The sequence below is a fragment of the Breznakia pachnodae genome (assembly GCF_030814225.1).
GTDB classification, from domain to species: Bacteria; Bacillota_I; Bacilli_A; order Erysipelotrichales; family Erysipelotrichaceae; genus Breznakia; species Breznakia pachnodae.
Genome location: NZ_JAUSUR010000001.1, coordinates 195,009 through 209,926, shown reverse-complemented (window position 1 = coordinate 209,926; position 14,918 = coordinate 195,009). Strand labels below are relative to the sequence as shown.

Annotated in this window: 19 protein-coding genes; 15 read left to right on the top strand and 4 right to left on the bottom strand. The window is 32.8% G+C overall.

Annotated elements, in window-relative coordinates; translation table 11 throughout:
• Nucleotides 1-65 precede the first annotated feature (65 nt).
• Nucleotides 66-995, top strand: a complete 930-nt coding sequence (locus J2S15_RS01055) for a DUF5996 family protein (RefSeq protein ID WP_307404629.1) — start codon at nt 66-68, stop codon at nt 993-995.
• 26 nt (nt 996-1,021) lie between these two features.
• On the opposite strand, the gene J2S15_RS01050 is transcribed toward J2S15_RS01055, so the two are convergent.
• Entirely contained in the window at nt 1,022-1,450 is a 429-nt protein-coding gene (locus tag J2S15_RS01050; protein WP_307404627.1) for a Dps family protein, read from the bottom strand.
• Between the two features lie 137 nt (nt 1,451-1,587).
• Here J2S15_RS01050 and J2S15_RS01045 point away from each other — a divergent pair, with 137 nt between their 5' ends.
• The 5 genes from J2S15_RS01045 to J2S15_RS01025 all read left to right on the top strand — a co-directional run bounded on the left by J2S15_RS01045 (nt 1,588) and on the right by J2S15_RS01025 (nt 6,160).
• Nucleotides 1,588-2,454 carry an aminoglycoside 6-adenylyltransferase gene (locus tag J2S15_RS01045; protein WP_307404625.1) on the top strand — a complete coding sequence of 289 codons (867 nt, stop codon included), beginning with the start codon at nt 1,588-1,590 and terminating at the stop codon, nt 2,452-2,454.
• Nucleotides 2,455-2,524: 70 nt separating this feature from the next.
• On the top strand, nt 2,525-3,382 hold the full coding sequence (locus J2S15_RS01040) for an SDR family oxidoreductase (protein WP_307404623.1): 858 nt from the start codon (nt 2,525-2,527) through the stop codon (nt 3,380-3,382).
• A gap of 94 nt (nt 3,383-3,476) precedes the next feature.
• Nucleotides 3,477-4,655: an aminotransferase-like domain-containing protein gene (locus tag J2S15_RS01035; RefSeq protein WP_307404622.1), complete on the top strand. Its 1,179-nt coding sequence runs from the start codon at nt 3,477-3,479 to the stop codon at nt 4,653-4,655.
• 65 nt (nt 4,656-4,720) lie between these two features.
• Nucleotides 4,721-5,221 (top strand): phosphatase PAP2 family protein, encoded by a 501-nt coding sequence (locus J2S15_RS01030; RefSeq protein ID WP_307404619.1) that lies wholly within the window; start codon nt 4,721-4,723, stop codon nt 5,219-5,221.
• Nucleotides 5,222-5,227: 6 nt separating this feature from the next.
• Nucleotides 5,228-6,160 (top strand): RluA family pseudouridine synthase, encoded by a 933-nt coding sequence (locus tag J2S15_RS01025; RefSeq protein ID WP_307404617.1) that lies wholly within the window; start codon nt 5,228-5,230, stop codon nt 6,158-6,160.
• Between the two features lie 38 nt (nt 6,161-6,198).
• Here the strand turns inward: J2S15_RS01025 and J2S15_RS01020 are convergent, their stop codons facing one another.
• On the bottom strand, nt 6,199-6,831 hold the full coding sequence (locus tag J2S15_RS01020; RefSeq protein WP_307404616.1) for a flavin reductase: 633 nt from the start codon (nt 6,829-6,831) through the stop codon (nt 6,199-6,201).
• Between the two features lie 143 nt (nt 6,832-6,974).
• Between J2S15_RS01020 and J2S15_RS01015 the strand changes: the two genes are divergently transcribed.
• The 7 genes from J2S15_RS01015 (at nt 6,975) to J2S15_RS00985 (ending at nt 12,052) form a co-directional block, all read left to right on the top strand.
• Nucleotides 6,975-7,175, top strand: a complete 201-nt coding sequence (locus J2S15_RS01015; protein WP_307404614.1) for a helix-turn-helix transcriptional regulator — start codon at nt 6,975-6,977, stop codon at nt 7,173-7,175.
• Nucleotides 7,176-7,628 carry a hypothetical protein gene (locus J2S15_RS01010; RefSeq protein WP_307404612.1) on the top strand — a complete coding sequence of 151 codons (453 nt, stop codon included), beginning with the start codon at nt 7,176-7,178 and terminating at the stop codon, nt 7,626-7,628.
• Nucleotides 7,629-7,721: 93 nt separating this feature from the next.
• The gene (locus J2S15_RS01005; RefSeq protein ID WP_307404610.1) at nt 7,722-8,636 is read left to right on the top strand and encodes an ABC transporter ATP-binding protein; all 915 of its coding nucleotides are present in this window, start codon (nt 7,722-7,724) and stop codon (nt 8,634-8,636) included.
• Complete coding sequence (locus tag J2S15_RS01000) at nt 8,636-9,880, top strand: ABC transporter permease (protein WP_307404608.1); 1,245 nt, start codon at nt 8,636-8,638, stop codon at nt 9,878-9,880. The genes J2S15_RS01005 and J2S15_RS01000 overlap by 1 nt, the downstream gene beginning before the upstream one ends.
• A 112-nt stretch (nt 9,881-9,992) precedes the next feature.
• Complete coding sequence (rimO, locus tag J2S15_RS00995) at nt 9,993-11,291, top strand: 30S ribosomal protein S12 methylthiotransferase RimO (protein WP_307404606.1); 1,299 nt, start codon at nt 9,993-9,995, stop codon at nt 11,289-11,291.
• Nucleotides 11,288-11,776, top strand: coding sequence for a DNA-deoxyinosine glycosylase (locus J2S15_RS00990; RefSeq protein ID WP_307404604.1), 489 nt, complete (start codon nt 11,288-11,290; stop codon nt 11,774-11,776). Before rimO ends, J2S15_RS00990 begins: the two co-directional genes overlap by 4 nt.
• 102 nt (nt 11,777-11,878) lie before the next feature.
• Nucleotides 11,879-12,052: a hypothetical protein gene (locus tag J2S15_RS00985; RefSeq protein ID WP_307404602.1), complete on the top strand. Its 174-nt coding sequence runs from the start codon at nt 11,879-11,881 to the stop codon at nt 12,050-12,052.
• Between the two features lie 52 nt (nt 12,053-12,104).
• Here the strand turns inward: J2S15_RS00985 and J2S15_RS00980 are convergent, their stop codons facing one another.
• Both J2S15_RS00980 and dinB read right to left on the bottom strand, forming a co-directional pair.
• Nucleotides 12,105-12,347, bottom strand: a complete 243-nt coding sequence (locus tag J2S15_RS00980; protein ID WP_307404600.1) for a hypothetical protein — start codon at nt 12,345-12,347, stop codon at nt 12,105-12,107.
• Complete coding sequence (dinB, locus tag J2S15_RS00975; protein ID WP_307404598.1) at nt 12,344-13,612, bottom strand: DNA polymerase IV; 1,269 nt, start codon at nt 13,610-13,612, stop codon at nt 12,344-12,346. Before dinB ends, J2S15_RS00980 begins: the two co-directional genes overlap by 4 nt.
• Before the next feature lie 132 nt (nt 13,613-13,744).
• On the opposite strand from dinB, the gene J2S15_RS00970 reads away from it, so the two are divergent.
• Together J2S15_RS00970 and J2S15_RS00965 are read left to right on the top strand one after the other, a co-directional pair.
• On the top strand, nt 13,745-14,335 hold the full coding sequence (locus J2S15_RS00970) for a LexA family protein (RefSeq protein WP_307404596.1): 591 nt from the start codon (nt 13,745-13,747) through the stop codon (nt 14,333-14,335).
• Nucleotides 14,335-14,913, top strand: coding sequence for an SOS response-associated peptidase (locus J2S15_RS00965; protein WP_307404593.1), 579 nt, complete (start codon nt 14,335-14,337; stop codon nt 14,911-14,913). Before J2S15_RS00970 ends, J2S15_RS00965 begins: the two co-directional genes overlap by 1 nt.
• Nucleotides 14,914-14,918: the final 5 nt, after the last annotated feature.

Genomic DNA, 14,918 nt, shown 5'->3' with positions numbered 1-14,918 from the left:
ACATTCTAAGTTGTGAATGCTATAATTACAGTATTGATAAATGTAATTAAAAGGAGGAAGGATTAATGAAAGTTTTAAATTACAGTGAATGGAAAGATACGGCATTAACGCTGCATTTGATTTCACAGATGTTAGGAAAGGCAAAGTTAACGAGAATGGAACCACAACCACAGTGGAATCATACCTTACTGCAGTTAACTGCAGATGGGTTTACAACAGGTTTAATTCCAAATGGTGAAAATAGTTTTACGATTTCATTGATGATTAAGGAAGGCCGTGTAATCACTAGTGGAGTTGATGGAAGAACTAGTGGATTCTCTTTTGAAACAGGGAAGTCAATCAGTGAGTACTACAGCTTGTTTAATCGTATGCTAAGCGATGTTATGTGTGAAACAGAAATCTGCACTACACCAATGGAAATGAGTACCAGAACCCCATTTGAAGATGATACAACACCAAGAACCTATGATAGCAGTTGCGCACTTGATTTCTTTAGAATGTGTACCTTTGCTCATAATACATTATTAAAGTTTGTATCAACATTTAGAGGAAAGAAAATATTACCATCATTCTTCTGGGGAACATTTGATGTTTCAACTGTATTATTTAGTGGAAAAGAAGAGCCGTTTACAGGCAATGGTGTAATTGAAAAAACAGCATTTGATGAACAAATGCTTGAGTTTGGATTCTGGCCTGGGGATGATATGGTGGATGAACCTGCATTCTTTGTGCTTCCTTATCCATTTCTTAGCAAAGATTTAAGTGATGCACCAATTAAACCGGATAAAGCATATTATAGCAAAGAAAAAGCTGAGTTCTTCGTCAGCTTAAAAGATATTATAAGTTATGATGATCCTGAACAGGCATTGTTGGATTTCTTACAAAGTGGATATGACATTGTGACCAAAGAAGAAGGTTGGCAAAATTTAGAATGGTTAAACAAACCATTATTAATTACCAAAGGTAGTGAGATTGTAAAGAAAAATAAGAGATAGCAAATTGCTATCTCTTATTTATTGACTTATTCAACTACTTGAGAAATCATCCAAATAGATTTTGTAAATTCTTTAATGTAGTCATCCATTTGAATTGCTACCACATCAACTTCTTTTAATTCAGCATCACGTTTAATTTCTTTTACTGATTTTAATAAGAAATTGAAATCAGCTAACACTTCTTTATAAATGTCTTTTGAAGCAATGTGTTTTGCATCTGCTTCTTTAATCGAAGATAATTTTAAGAAGTCTGCAAGAGAAGCCTTTGGTTCTCCCTCAATCATAAGAATCAATTCTCCAACTTCATCAATTGCTTCATTAATATAATCGTATAATTCTTCTAGTTTAGCATGTGCTGTAAAGAAATCTTTACCTTTCACATACCAGTGAAAATTCTGTAATTTGTGGTATTCTACTACTAAATCTGATAATAATTTATTTAAACTATTTTCCATAATAACTTCTTCCTCCTTGTAAGTTAACTTTAACTAACTATATAATACCATAATTATATTGAGATGCAATTCATTCGCTTAATGAATTTATAAGAATATTTGTTATAATAATTTTAGATAGATGATGGGAGATACTTATGCGTAATGAGAAGGAAATGTTAGCATTATTAGTTAAAGTAGCAAAAGAAGATACTCGTATTATAGGAGCTTATATGAATGGTTCAAGAACCAATCCAACAATTAAGAAAGATATCTTTCAGGATTATGATGTAGTTTATGTGGTGGAAGATACAACTCCTTTTATAGAAGATAAAGAGTGGATTAATATTTTTGGCGAACGATTATATTTAAGTTATCCAGAAACTAATATATTCGTTCCCTCAGATCCAGTGAATTGTTATGGCTGGCTGATTCAGTTAAGTGATGGAAATCGAATTGACTTACATGTGGAAACATTAGAGTATACATTGAAACATGGTGCGAGTGATAGTTTATATCAACTACTTTATGATGAAACTGGAAAACTACCAAAGTCAGTAATATCAAATGATCAAAATTATTGGGTAAAGAAACCAACACAGGAAGCATTTGAATGCACTTATATGGAGTTCTGGTGGTGTCTCAATAATATTACGAAAGGATTATGGAGAGAAGAGGTTGTATATGTACAAGATCAATTCGTGTTTTTACGAACCGAATTATTTCGAATGCTTTCTTGGTATTTTGGATTACATACAGATTTCAAAAAGAGTGCAGGAAAGTCAGGGAAACTAATGTCTGCATCAGTTCCTCAAGAGTATGATCGTTATATAAATACCTTTTCATCTTGTGATCTTAAAGCGCTGTGGAATGCAGTGATTACAATGACTGATTTATTTGATGATTTAACTGATGCAATTAACAATGTATTCGATTTTAAGTATGATAAAAACCATGCAATTAATAGTAGAGCCTTTCTAATGCATGTAAAAGAATTAGCGAAGGATGCGAAAGAAATTTATTAATTTCATGTCTGTACTATGCAATTCATTAGAAAACAAATTATAATAGTAATAAGAAACAGGAGGATATTTTATGATCTTAGTAACAAGTGCAAATGGAAATACAGGAAAAAGTATTATTACACAGTTAGTAAAGGCTGGTTTGGATGTAAGAGCAACAGATATTAATGCAGAAGTGGAAAATCTGAAAGATAGCCATGGAGTAAAGGACGTGGTTGTTGGTGACTTAACAGATATTTCAGTTATCAGAACTGCATTACAGGGTGTTGACCAAGTATTGTTTATACCACCATTATTTGCCGCTGAAGAATACTACATTGGAAAAGCATTGATTGATGAAGCAGTTAAGGCAAATGTGAAACAGTTTGTGTTGATGTCGGTGACTCACTCAATTATGAGTACGCTGTTGCAACATACTGCGAAAATGAAAATAGAAGAGTATCTGGTATACAAAGGATTAACTGATCATCTGAATTATACAATTTTACAACCAATGCATTATATGCATAACTTCCATCCAGAAGTAGTAAAGGAAACTGGAAAATATACAATTTTCTATGATATTGATACACCTTTATCCTATGTGGATAGTGATGATGTTGGTGAAGTTGCAGCAACTGTATTAAAAGAAACAGATAAGCATAATGGTGCTACTTATGAGTTAGTAGGAAATGATGTTCTTTCACCAATTGATCTGGTAGAGCAGTTTAATGAAGTTTATAATGAGAAGGCTAAGGCAGAACGAATTGACATTGAAGTACTGATGGATAGTATTCATTTGGAAAATGTATATGGTAGAGAGGCATTCAGAGAGTTATCAAAAACATATAGTAAATATGGAATTCATGGAAATGCTAATGTATTAACTTGGTTGTTAAAACGAACACCAACTACATTCAAAGAATATCTAAAACGTAAAAAGGAAGCATAATGGCTAGGTCATTATGTTTTTCTTATCATAAGTTAGTCTAGTATTCATCAGTTCATAGTGGTATAATCTAAGAAAATATTTAAGGGGGAGTATGATGAAACTAGCTAAAAGAATGAGTCAATTAAAGGCTTCAGAGATAAGAGAAATATTAAAAATTACGGAACGACCAGAAGTCATTTCTTTTGCTGGTGGATTACCAGCTCCTGAATTATTTCCAATTGAAGAAATAAAGCACATCAATAATTTGGTATTAGATGAAGAAGGGGATAAGGCTCTTCAATATACAACAACAGAAGGATATCAGCCATTACGCAATTGGATTGCGAATCGTATGAATTTACGTTTGGGAACCAAGTTTGATGAAGATAATATTTTAATTACTCATGGCTCACAACAGGCACTGGATTTGGCTGGAAAAGTATTCATTGATGAAGATGATATTGTAGTTTGTGAATGTCCTACATATCTTGCTGCTATCAGTGCATTTAAGATGTTTGGAGCGAAGTTCTTGGAAATCCCTTGCGATGATGATGGAATGGATATGAATGCCTTAGAAGAGGCGTTAAAGACGAATGATCGAATTAAGTGTATGTATGTAATTCCTGACTTTCAAAATCCTACAGGAAGAACATGGAGTTTGGAAAGAAGAAAGAAAATAGCTGCTTTATCAAACCAATATCAGATTCCAATTATTGAAGATAATCCCTATGGTGAATTACGCTTTGAAGGTGAGTTTCTGCCATCGATTGCATCATTTGATAAAGAAGGATATTGTATGTGTACAGGGACATTCTCAAAAACCTATTGTCCAGGATATCGTATTGGCTGGATTGCAGCACCAAAGGAAATTACACGTCAATTTGTATTAGTGAAACAAGGTTCAGACTTACAGTGTAATACAATGTCACAGATTGCAATTGCGAAATATCTGGAACACTATGATTATGATAAACATATCAGTAAAATAAGAAAAGTATATTTGAATCGCAGAAACCTTGCAGTAGAAACTATGGAACAATACTTTCCAAAGTCTGTAGTATTCACACGTCCGCAAGGGGGATTGTTCGCTTGGGTAGAGTTGCCTGAGCACTGCAATGCAAGAGATATTTTAGTGAAAAGCTTAGAACAGAATATTGCATTTGTTCCAGGTGGATCATTCTTTCCCAATGGTGGGCATGAAAATACATTCAGAATTAATTTCTCTAATATGGATGAAGAAAGAATTGTGGATGGGTTACAACGTTTAGGTAAAATATTAAAAGAAAACATATAAAAGAAAAAGAATAGACACGCTATTCTTTTTTGCTGGAATAGGATATAATTACAAAAGGTGATGAAATGAATCGAATCGATGATACAATATTATATTATATAAATGACAAACTAAATAATCCAATATTAGAAAAATTTATGAAGTTTTTTACATTCTTAGGAGACTTTTGTCTGATTTGGATTATTTATTGTGTAGCTGCATATTTTAGAGGTGAACGTAAACTTGCAATTGCTTTGGTAATTGTAATGTTAATTGTAAATGCTGTTAATAACGGATTTATTAAAGCAATTTTTAGACGTAATCGACCATTTGAAGATCATCCAGATATAAAAATCAGTATTGATAATCCTTATGGTTCTTCGTTTCCATCTGGTCATAGTGCAAATGGATTTGCCTGTGCGATGGTGATTATGTATTTTTATCCTAATTATGGATTTTTTGCATTGATTTTTGCTTCCTTAATAGCAATATCAAGAATGATATTAAAAGTACATTACTTTACGGATGTAGTATTTGGTTCTTTGGTAGGAGTGTTGATTGGTGTTTCTTTAATTGCCTTTCTGTAAGATGTTATGAGAGAAATTACAGTTAATAAGAATGATGCAAATCAAAGAGTAGATAAGTTTTTAAGTAAAGCACTTCCAAAATTACCAAAAAATCTAATGTATAAATATATCCGAAATAAGAAGATAAAAGTAAATGGAAAGCGTTGTCAGATTGATCAACGTCTGGAAGAAAATGATATTCTTCGCTTGTATATAGCTGAAGAATTTTTTGATGTAGAAAAGGATACTACATTTCTTCAGGTAAATAGTGATATTGATGTGGTATATGAAGATGAAAATATTATCGTTATGAATAAACCAGTTGGATTGTTAACTCATGGAGATATTCATGAGAGTAGTGATACATTAGTCAATCGAATGAAAAAGTATTTATATGAGAAGAGTGAATATCACTATGAAGATGAACAAAGCTTCACCCCTTCCTTGGCACATCGGATTGATCGTAATACACAGGGACTTGTCATTGGTGCGAAAAATGCTGAGAGTCTGCGTGAAGTCAATCGATTTATTCGTGAAGGATATATAGATAAATTCTATTTAGCATTAATAGAAGGAATACTACCAAAAAAACATGATACTTGGGTTCATTATCATAAAAAAGAAAATCAGAAGATTGAGATATCAAAAAATCTGAAAGTAGGTTCTAAAGAAGTTAAATTAGAGTATAAAGTTCTTGATGTAAGAAATAAAATCAGTTTGGTTGAGGTAGAACTACATAGTGGTAAATCGCATCAGATTCGTGCACAGTTTGCGTCTGAAGGATATCCATTGTTGGGAGATTTCCGTTATGGAGCAGGAAAGAAAGATTTTATCTATCAGGCATTATGTGCCTATCGTTTATGTTTTCATGTACAGGATGAAAGTCCACTTGCTTATTTGAATGATAAAGAAATAAAATTAACTTCAATTATATTACTGGATTACTTTAAGACATTATAAAAGACGATTATGTTTTGGCAAAATCGTCTTTTTTAAAGCTATTTCTTTTCGAATAATTCTTTTGGTGCATTACAAATTGGACATTTGTAAGTATCAGGTTCACCTTCAAAATCATCACCATCATATACATATCCACATAAAGGACAAACCCATTTATCACCTGTAACTTCTTCTTCACGATAAGTAGGAGCGTTCTTTGGTGCTTTTCCTTTAATTACATTATGATAGTAAGCATAAGTCATTAGTGGAACATCACAATCACGTCCTGCATTCTTTACTTTGGCAAGTACAATCAAGTGTGTATCTGCATCCATAGTATCCACTAATTCACAAATCATATACCCATTACAGTTATCTTTTACAATTGGTAAATCATTTACTTCAGTATGAACTAAATCATCCCATTTATCATTATCTTTACCACTGCGAAATCCTAGATCCTGTATAACTTTTGAATTTGTTGATTCTGATAAAATTGATACTGAAAAACGTTTATTTTTTTGTACCAATGAAGTTGTGTAATTATCTTTGTTTAAACTAACTGCAATTAATGGTCCTTCATTACTCACTTGAAATACTGTGTTTACAATACAACCGCAATTGCGACTCCCATCCTTTGTTCCGATTGCATAAAGACCATAACTTAAATCATATAAAACCGTTTTATCCATAATTTCTCTCCTTTATTAATTTTATTATAAAATTTAATTCATATTTTAGATAGTCAAATGAATTTTTAAATATAGTGTTGACATAAAATGCAAAGTGTACTATACTTTTTATGTAAAGTTCACTTTGCAAAAGAGGTGATGTAGTGAAAACAAGAATTAAAGAACTTAGAAAAGAGCGAAAGCTCTCACAGGAAGAACTGGCATTGGCTGTTGGTACGACCAGACAAACAATTACTTCATTAGAAGTAGAGAAGTACACTGCATCTTTACAGTTGGCATATAAAATTGCAAATTATTTTGGATTGTCAATTGAAGAGGTATTTGATTTTTCGGAGGTTGAGTAAATGGAAGCATATAGACAAAGTTTAAAAAAGCGAATTTTATTGTTATCTATTGGAGGAGGAATTGCACTAATTGTTGTTATCGTTGTAATTCTAAATCTATTTGAACCTTCAACAGGGGATTTACATTACAATTCTTTCATCAGTGGATTTCAGGTTGGATTAACAGGATCAGTCACTGTAGCTTGTTTTGCTCAGGCATTTCGATATTACAAAATATCAAAAGATGAAGAGAAGTTAAAAATAGAGAAAATTAAGGAAGAAGATGAACGTTTACAATTTATTGATGCTAAAACGGGTGGACAACCAATCCTGTGGTGTGCATATGTGTTTATTATTACGGGGACTATCAGTGCATATTTTAATAAGTATGTATTTGCAACATTGATTGTGTGTGCTGTGTTCTTAGCAATAATGAAAATAGCTCTGCATACTTACTACTCAAAAAAATACTAATTAAGGTGGAGTAAAGTGTCTATTAAGATGGTGTAAAGTTACTATTCAATCATATGCAAGTATGATATCATGAAACTATTATGGGAGGAAAAGATGAAACTAGAGATTAAAGATATCCGCAAAAGTTTCGATGGCAATGAAGTCTTACATGGTATTTCATTTTCAGCAGAAGATGGAAAAGCATTAGGACTATTGGGGAGAAACGGTGCAGGAAAGACAACGACAATCCGTATTCTTATGGATGTGTTTAAACCAACATCAGGAGAAGTTCTGATTGATGGAAAAGAATTTCGTGCAAAAGATTATAGAATTGGATATATGCCTGAGGAGAGAGGGATGTATCCAAAGAAGAAGGTTCTTCAACAACTTATTTATTTTGGTGAACTTCGTGGTATTAGCGCAGGTGAAGCAAAAGTAAATGCAAAAGATTTAATGGAGAAACTGGAAATTACCGAATATGCAAACAGAAAGTTAGAAACTCTTTCAAAAGGGAATCAGCAAAAAGTCCAACTGGCACAGACATTAATTTGCAATCCAGATATTATTATCTTGGATGAACCATTTAGTGGACTTGACCCAGTAAACTCACAATTATTAAAAGACTTAATTAATGAAAAAATTGGAGAAGGAAAACTAGTGATTTTCTCAAGTCACCAAATGAGTTATGTAGAAGAGTTCTGTGAAGAAATTGTTATTATCAATCGTGGTGAAATTGTTATGGATGGTAATTTAAAAAGTATTCAAAAAGATCTTGGAGAAAAGAAACTTATTTTAAATGCTGAGAACTATTCTATCAGTGAACTAAAAGCAATCTGTGCTGATAAGTTTGCTGAACTTGTTTCAATCGTTGGAGAAAAGAAAGAGTTTGTAATTCTTGAACTTCTTAATGGTTATACAAAGAAAGATTTCTTAACAGCAGTTACCAAAAGTGATGTTGAAATTGAAACATTTGGTGATTATAAACCTACATTAACAGACATTTTTGTTTGGAAAGCAGGTGATGAATAATGAAACAGTTCTTTACAATATTAAAATTTGAATTCTTAGGACTAATAAAAGCAAAAGCTTACATTATTACAACAACCATCTTTGTATTGATTTCAGTTGTTGGTTTATCACTTCCTAGTGTACTTGGAGAAGTAGATGGTGGAAGTATGAGCGACAGCATTGTTGAGCAATTTACCAGTGAAGGTGATTATGCTGTATATGATGCTAATGATTTATTAAAAGGGGAAGATGAAACAATTAAAATGTATTTCCCGAATGCTAAATTCAAAACAGTTGATTCAGTTGATGAATTAGAGAAATTAGTAAAAGATGACAAAGTAGATGGTGGTTTTGAAATTAAAGATAATTACTCATTTACTTACTATGTAAATGATTCAAGTATGACTGATATGACAAGTTCTATCTATAGTGAAGCAATGTCTCAGATTAAGCGTAATGCTGCATTTGATGAAGCTGGTTTAGATTCTAATCAGATTATGAGTATTTATTATCAGAATACAACAGCAGGAACAACAGTAACACTAGGAAATGATGGAGCAAACAATATTATTTATACATTTATCTTAATATTCTTAATCTATATGATTATTATTATGTATGGTAGTATCATTGCAACAACCGTAGCGAGTGAAAAAGGAAATCGTACGATGGAATTACTGGTTACCAGTGCTAATACAAATGCATTAATCTTTGGTAAGGTTCTTGCAGGAGCTTTAGCTGCATTCTTACAGGTTGCATTATTCTTAGGAAGTGCAATTGCCACTTACACACTAAATGGTGCGGCATGGAATGGAATGTTGGATATGGTATTTAATATTCCTACATCTGTAATTACTGCATTTGCAGTGTTTGGAATTTTAGGATTCTTATTCTATTCATTTATCTTCGGAGCACTTGGAGCACTTGTTTCTAAGAGTGAAGATGTAAATAGTAGTTCAACACCAATTACGATAGTATTTATTGCAGTATACTTTGTGGTATATATGGGAATTATGGATCCATCTAGTATGGTATTCAAGATTGCTTCATTTGTACCATTCAGTTCACCAATGGCGATGTTTGCAAGAATGGCAATGGTGGAAGTACCACTTGTAGAGGTTCTTATCTCACTTGTGATTCTGGTTGCATCAACGGCAGCAATTGGATTTGCAGCTGCTAAGATTTATCGTCGTGGTACATTAATGTATGGTAACCAAGTTAAATTTACTCATGCATTAAAGTGGCTTAAAAAATCAAAAGACTAAGAAACATAATAAATTACCAGTTAATGCAGCTGGTAGTTTATTTTCTTTTGTAAAAGCATTTGAAAGAAATGGTAAATAAGGTATAATCAGTTAGAAGAAATGAGGTAGTAGTATGAGAGTTGGTTTTATCTCTTTAGGATGTAGCAAAAATTTAGTAGATAGTGAAACAATGATGGGGATGTTGACCCATGGGAAACATGAGTTGGTAAATGACCCTAAACAAGCACAGGCAATTATTATTAACACCTGTGGATTTATTGCATCTGCTAAAGAAGAGGCAATAAACACGATATTAGAAATGGCAGAGTATAAACAGCAAAATCTTGAGAAATTAATTGTTGTTGGATGTTTAGCTCAGCGTTATAAAGAAGATATAGAAAAGGAAATTCCAGAAGTTGATGCTGTTATTAGTATTAAGGAGTATCCTCACTTACATGAAATTTTAGAATATCATTTAGGTAATCCTTTGAAGTCTTATAATAAAAGTGAACGTCTTCTGTCAAGTAAACCTTATACAGCTTACCTGAAAATTGCAGAGGGTTGTAATAATTGCTGTACCTTTTGTGCGATTCCTTTGATTCGTGGAGGAAATAGTTCCTATCCAATGGAAGAACTGGTTGAAAAAGCAAATCATCTAGCATCACAGGGGGTAAAAGAACTTGTTGTGATTGCTCAAGATACTACGAAATATGGATTGGATATATATGGAGAACTAAGTCTTTTAAAGTTGCTTCAAGAATTAAATGCAATTGATGGACTTCACTGGATTCGTATCTTATATATGTATCCAGATGAAATAACACCTGAACTAGTAACTGGAATGAAGAAATTAGAAAAGGTATTACCTTATTTTGATATTCCAATGCAACATGCCAATAATCGGTTATTAAAATTGATGAATCGTCGTGGTGAGAAAGAAGATATTTTAAAAACAATCAAATATATTCGTGAAACATTTGAATATCCTACATTACGTACAACGTTTATTGTTGGTTTTCCTACTGAAACAGAGAAAGACTTTGAGGAACTATATGACTTCCTTGAGGAAGTACGCTGGGATCGTATGGGTGCATTTACGTATTCACCTGAAGAAGATACAATCGCTTATGATATGAGAGAGCAAGTTGATGAAGAAATCGCTGAACAGCGTTTAAATAAGCTGATGGCTCGTCAAAAAGAAATTGCATTAGAAAACAATCGTCAGTTTATTGGAAAAGAAATTGAAGTACTGGTTGAATCTCAAGAAGGTTTAACAGGAAAGTATCGTGGACGTTCAAAGATGAATGCACCAGATGAAGTCGATGGTATGGTTGTGTTTACAAGTGATGTGGCACTACCATATGGAAGTTTTGTGAAAGTAAAAGTAAATGAAGCTCTACCATATGATTTGATTGGTGTTCACGTATCATGATTCAAGGCTTTCCACTTGTAGTTGGAGAACAACCAAAACTTTTAATTTTAGGTTCTATGCCATCGGTAGTTTCTTTAAAGCAACAGGAATATTATGGATTTAAGCATAATCGGTTCTGGAAAATTATGGCTCGATATTTTGATGTTGAATTTGATTCTTATGAAATGAAACTTCAAACATTAAAAAAACATCACATTGCTTTATGGGATGTAATTGGTTCTTGTGAGCGAGAAGGAAGTTTGGATTCCAACATTCATAATGAAGAAGTGAATCCAATTGATCAAGTCTTGAAAACATACCCCACGCTTCAAATGGTTATTTGTAATGGAAAGAAAAGTTATGATTTATTTCAAAAACATTTTCACAATCTAGATATTGTTGTTACATATTTACCATCAACAAGTAATGCAAATCAAACAATTAAAGAAGCTGATTTGTTCGAGAAATGGTTTGCAGCATTACATAAAGTATTGAAGAAAGATTAAGTTCTTTCTTTTTTTCTTCCAATTTTTCCACTTTTCGTTCAAATGGATGTATATATTATAAATTTGTTTTATAATATAAGTATAAAGGGAAGGAGAGATACTATGAAAATTCGCTCAATGGCATATTATTTATTTATTGCTTTTGCTTTTGTATTACTTCTTACAGGAAATCCATATACGGTATCGGGGTTCGTTGCTATGGCGATAGCGGTTGCAGCAATTATTATTGCACTTGTCGGTCTCTATATTCAACGAAAAAACAATGAGGATGAATAATATTATAAACTAATAAAATGAGAGTTCAGATTAGCCAATATCTGAACTCTTTTTAAGGTCTGTAGGTTTCTACGAACCATCGATTTGTTTCATAGAATAAATTACGTTCTCTACCATCAATTAAGCAACGATAACGTATACCACAACCACCAGCAGGGGAAGCAGCCTGTCTGCTTTCTAATACTTTATCGATTTTATATTTTTGTCCATTGATCCATACAATATATCCAGGAGTCAAATTTCCATCCTCGTCACATAGTGAAATTACTTTTACATATTTCTTGAACAATTTCATCTTTCATCACTTCCTTTATACATTGTTCTTGCAAACGCTATATGATCTCCTCTAGGATTAACCTTGTTAAGTTTTCGGTCCAACAAAGCAGAAGCTTTATCAATACTGAAGAAACCATATTTTTCTCTTATATTTTCAATTGTTATTTCAACATTACGATTCTGTAGTTTTTCAATTTCATCTTCAAATAGATTTAGCTGGCAGTGATCTGCAGCAGGCTTTAAATTACTGATTGCCACTCCGATACTGCGTAAAGGGATAGAGAAGTCATAATTATCCAACAAGAGTAAAGATACCTCATAAAATATATCCTTGCTCATATCCGTATAATAATCAAGTTTCTTTTGTCTTGTACAACGTGACAGTTTCACATCACGAAGTGATAATGTAACCACATTACCAACTAGTTGTTTGCCACGCATACGAGTGGCTACCGAGTTGCTCAAGCGCTCTAATACAAGACGAGCATCCTGATAAGTAACAATATCTTTTGGAGCTGTCCATGAGTTACTGACGGATTTAGGAGCACGTTCACGTTTGGAAGTATCGACATCGCTATGTTCCACACCATTTGCATAGTTCCATAACATCATTCCGGTTTTTCCAAAATGTTTATCTAGTAATTTGATAGAAGTGGTTGCTAAATCGCCAATTGTTAAAATATTCAGTTCATGTAACTTCTTTGTTGTTGATTTACCAACCATAAGTAACTCTTCTACTTTTCTGTTCCATGCAACTTCTTTATAGTTATCTTTACTGATTTCAATTAAACCAGAAGGCTTTTTTATATCCGATGCTAATTTTGCAAATACTTTATTAAAACTGACACCAATTGAAACTGTCAATCCATATTCCGATAACACTTTGTCTTGTATTTCTTTAGCAATCGACATACCATTACCAAATAATGATTGAGAAGCACTGACATCGACCCAGGCTTCATCTAATCCGAAATCCTCAATCTGATCAGAATACTCGTAGAAAATACTTTTAACTAATGCAGTATAATACTGATATTTTTTCATATCAGGGGGAATAATTAATAAATCAGGACATTTCTTCAAGGCACTACGAATTGGTTCGGCAGTAGCAATCTGAAAAGGCTTCGCTTTTAGGTTCTTTGCCAGTATGATTCCATGACGTTCTTTTTCACTGCCACCAACTGCCATTGCAATATCACGATAAGCAGGATGCAACATTTCCTCTATCTGAGCATAACAATGATTAATATCAATATGTAGGATAACTCTTTCATCTTTATACATATGTACCTCACATTTATAAAATATCATATTTATTCCCATAAAACAATATAAAATGGGAATTAAACATTATTAATTATTTATAATGTTGCGAATTCGATGTTAAAATGGTAATATATGGATAGGAGGAAGATTATGAATGTAGATATTATAAGAACACAGATGACACTTTTAGGTCTAACCCCACAAGAAGTAGCAAAACAGTTAGACGTTGGTGTATCTAGTGTATATCGTTGGTTGGATGGATCAACTAAGAAAATACCTAAAGATAAACTGGAACGCTTAGCAACGGTTTTACGACTGTCTGCAAGTGCATTACAAGAAGATACAAAACATCTTGTAAAACCAATTATTGGGACAGTAAAGGCTGGTTACAATTTGTATGCTAATGAAGATATTTTGGGATATGAGGAGGTAAGTGATAAAGAAGCCAGAGAAGGAGATTATTATTTAAAGGTCAGTGGAGACTCAATGACAGGTGATGGCATCTTTGAAGGTGATTTGGTATTTGTCAGAAAGGCTGAGGAAGTTCCTAACAATGCAATTGCAGTAGTTATGATTGAAGAAGAAGTCACTATTAAACGTGTATTAAAGAAAGATGACTTACTGATACTGGAGGCATCCAATCCACAGGTTGAGAATAAGATTTTTAATAAAAGTGAAATAGAATTGTTACCAGTGAAAATTATTGGACATGTATTGCATGTGAAACGGAGTTTTGTGTAGTGTGTGGTCGTTTCTCATCTCTTAGCAAAGAAGAACTGTTATTTCTGTTAGAGGATAATAGAGAATTGTTTGATACAAATGGATCAGTGGAAGTTAGTCCAGGTATGGAGTATCCTGTAATTACCAAGACTGGTGTTATAAAGATGCTGTGGGGTATGAAGGCAGATTGGTCAAAAGGTCAGTCGATTATCAATGCAAGACAGGAAACAGTAAATACTAAAGAATTCTTTAAAGATAGTTTCATACATCGAAGATGTATAGTAAAAGTCCCATCGTTTTATGAATGGGATAAGTATAAGAATAAATATGTTGTAAGAAGAATCGATGGCAAACTAATGAATATGGCAGGAATCTATACAAGAATAGGAAATCAAAACTGTTTTGTAGTTTTGACCCAGAAAGCAACAACTGAGTTTGCACCAATTCATTCAAGATTACCATTTATTTTAGAAGATGAAGAAGTTCATGAATATTTATATGGTAATGATGAGGATAAGTGGTGTCATCCAAAACTAACAAATATTCTAATGTGGGATTTAGAAAACCCACGTAAACCAGAACAAGCATCGTTGTTCTAATAGTA

Coding starts and splice junctions, on each gene's coding strand:
- J2S15_RS01030 (WP_307404619.1), top strand. CDS start 4,721: ATGAATCGAATCGATGATACAATATTATATTATATAAATGACAAACTA.
- J2S15_RS01050 (WP_307404627.1), bottom strand. CDS start 1,450: ATGGAAAATAGTTTAAATAAATTATTATCAGATTTAGTAGTAGAATAC.
- J2S15_RS01005 (WP_307404610.1), top strand. CDS start 7,722: ATGAAACTAGAGATTAAAGATATCCGCAAAAGTTTCGATGGCAATGAA.
- J2S15_RS01020 (WP_307404616.1), bottom strand. CDS start 6,831: ATGGATAAAACGGTTTTATATGATTTAAGTTATGGTCTTTATGCAATC.
- J2S15_RS00985 (WP_307404602.1), top strand. CDS start 11,879: ATGAAAATTCGCTCAATGGCATATTATTTATTTATTGCTTTTGCTTTT.
- J2S15_RS01055 (WP_307404629.1), top strand. CDS start 66: ATGAAAGTTTTAAATTACAGTGAATGGAAAGATACGGCATTAACGCTG.
- J2S15_RS00990 (WP_307404604.1), top strand. CDS start 11,288: ATGATTCAAGGCTTTCCACTTGTAGTTGGAGAACAACCAAAACTTTTA.
- rimO (WP_307404606.1), top strand. CDS start 9,993: ATGAGAGTTGGTTTTATCTCTTTAGGATGTAGCAAAAATTTAGTAGAT.
- J2S15_RS01000 (WP_307404608.1), top strand. CDS start 8,636: ATGAAACAGTTCTTTACAATATTAAAATTTGAATTCTTAGGACTAATA.
- J2S15_RS01040 (WP_307404623.1), top strand. CDS start 2,525: ATGATCTTAGTAACAAGTGCAAATGGAAATACAGGAAAAAGTATTATT.
- J2S15_RS00980 (WP_307404600.1), bottom strand. CDS start 12,347: ATGAAATTGTTCAAGAAATATGTAAAAGTAATTTCACTATGTGACGAG.
- J2S15_RS01045 (WP_307404625.1), top strand. CDS start 1,588: ATGCGTAATGAGAAGGAAATGTTAGCATTATTAGTTAAAGTAGCAAAA.
- J2S15_RS01035 (WP_307404622.1), top strand. CDS start 3,477: ATGAAACTAGCTAAAAGAATGAGTCAATTAAAGGCTTCAGAGATAAGA.
- J2S15_RS01010 (WP_307404612.1), top strand. CDS start 7,176: ATGGAAGCATATAGACAAAGTTTAAAAAAGCGAATTTTATTGTTATCT.
- J2S15_RS01025 (WP_307404617.1), top strand. CDS start 5,228: ATGAGAGAAATTACAGTTAATAAGAATGATGCAAATCAAAGAGTAGAT.
- J2S15_RS00970 (WP_307404596.1), top strand. CDS start 13,745: ATGAATGTAGATATTATAAGAACACAGATGACACTTTTAGGTCTAACC.
- dinB (WP_307404598.1), bottom strand. CDS start 13,612: ATGTATAAAGATGAAAGAGTTATCCTACATATTGATATTAATCATTGT.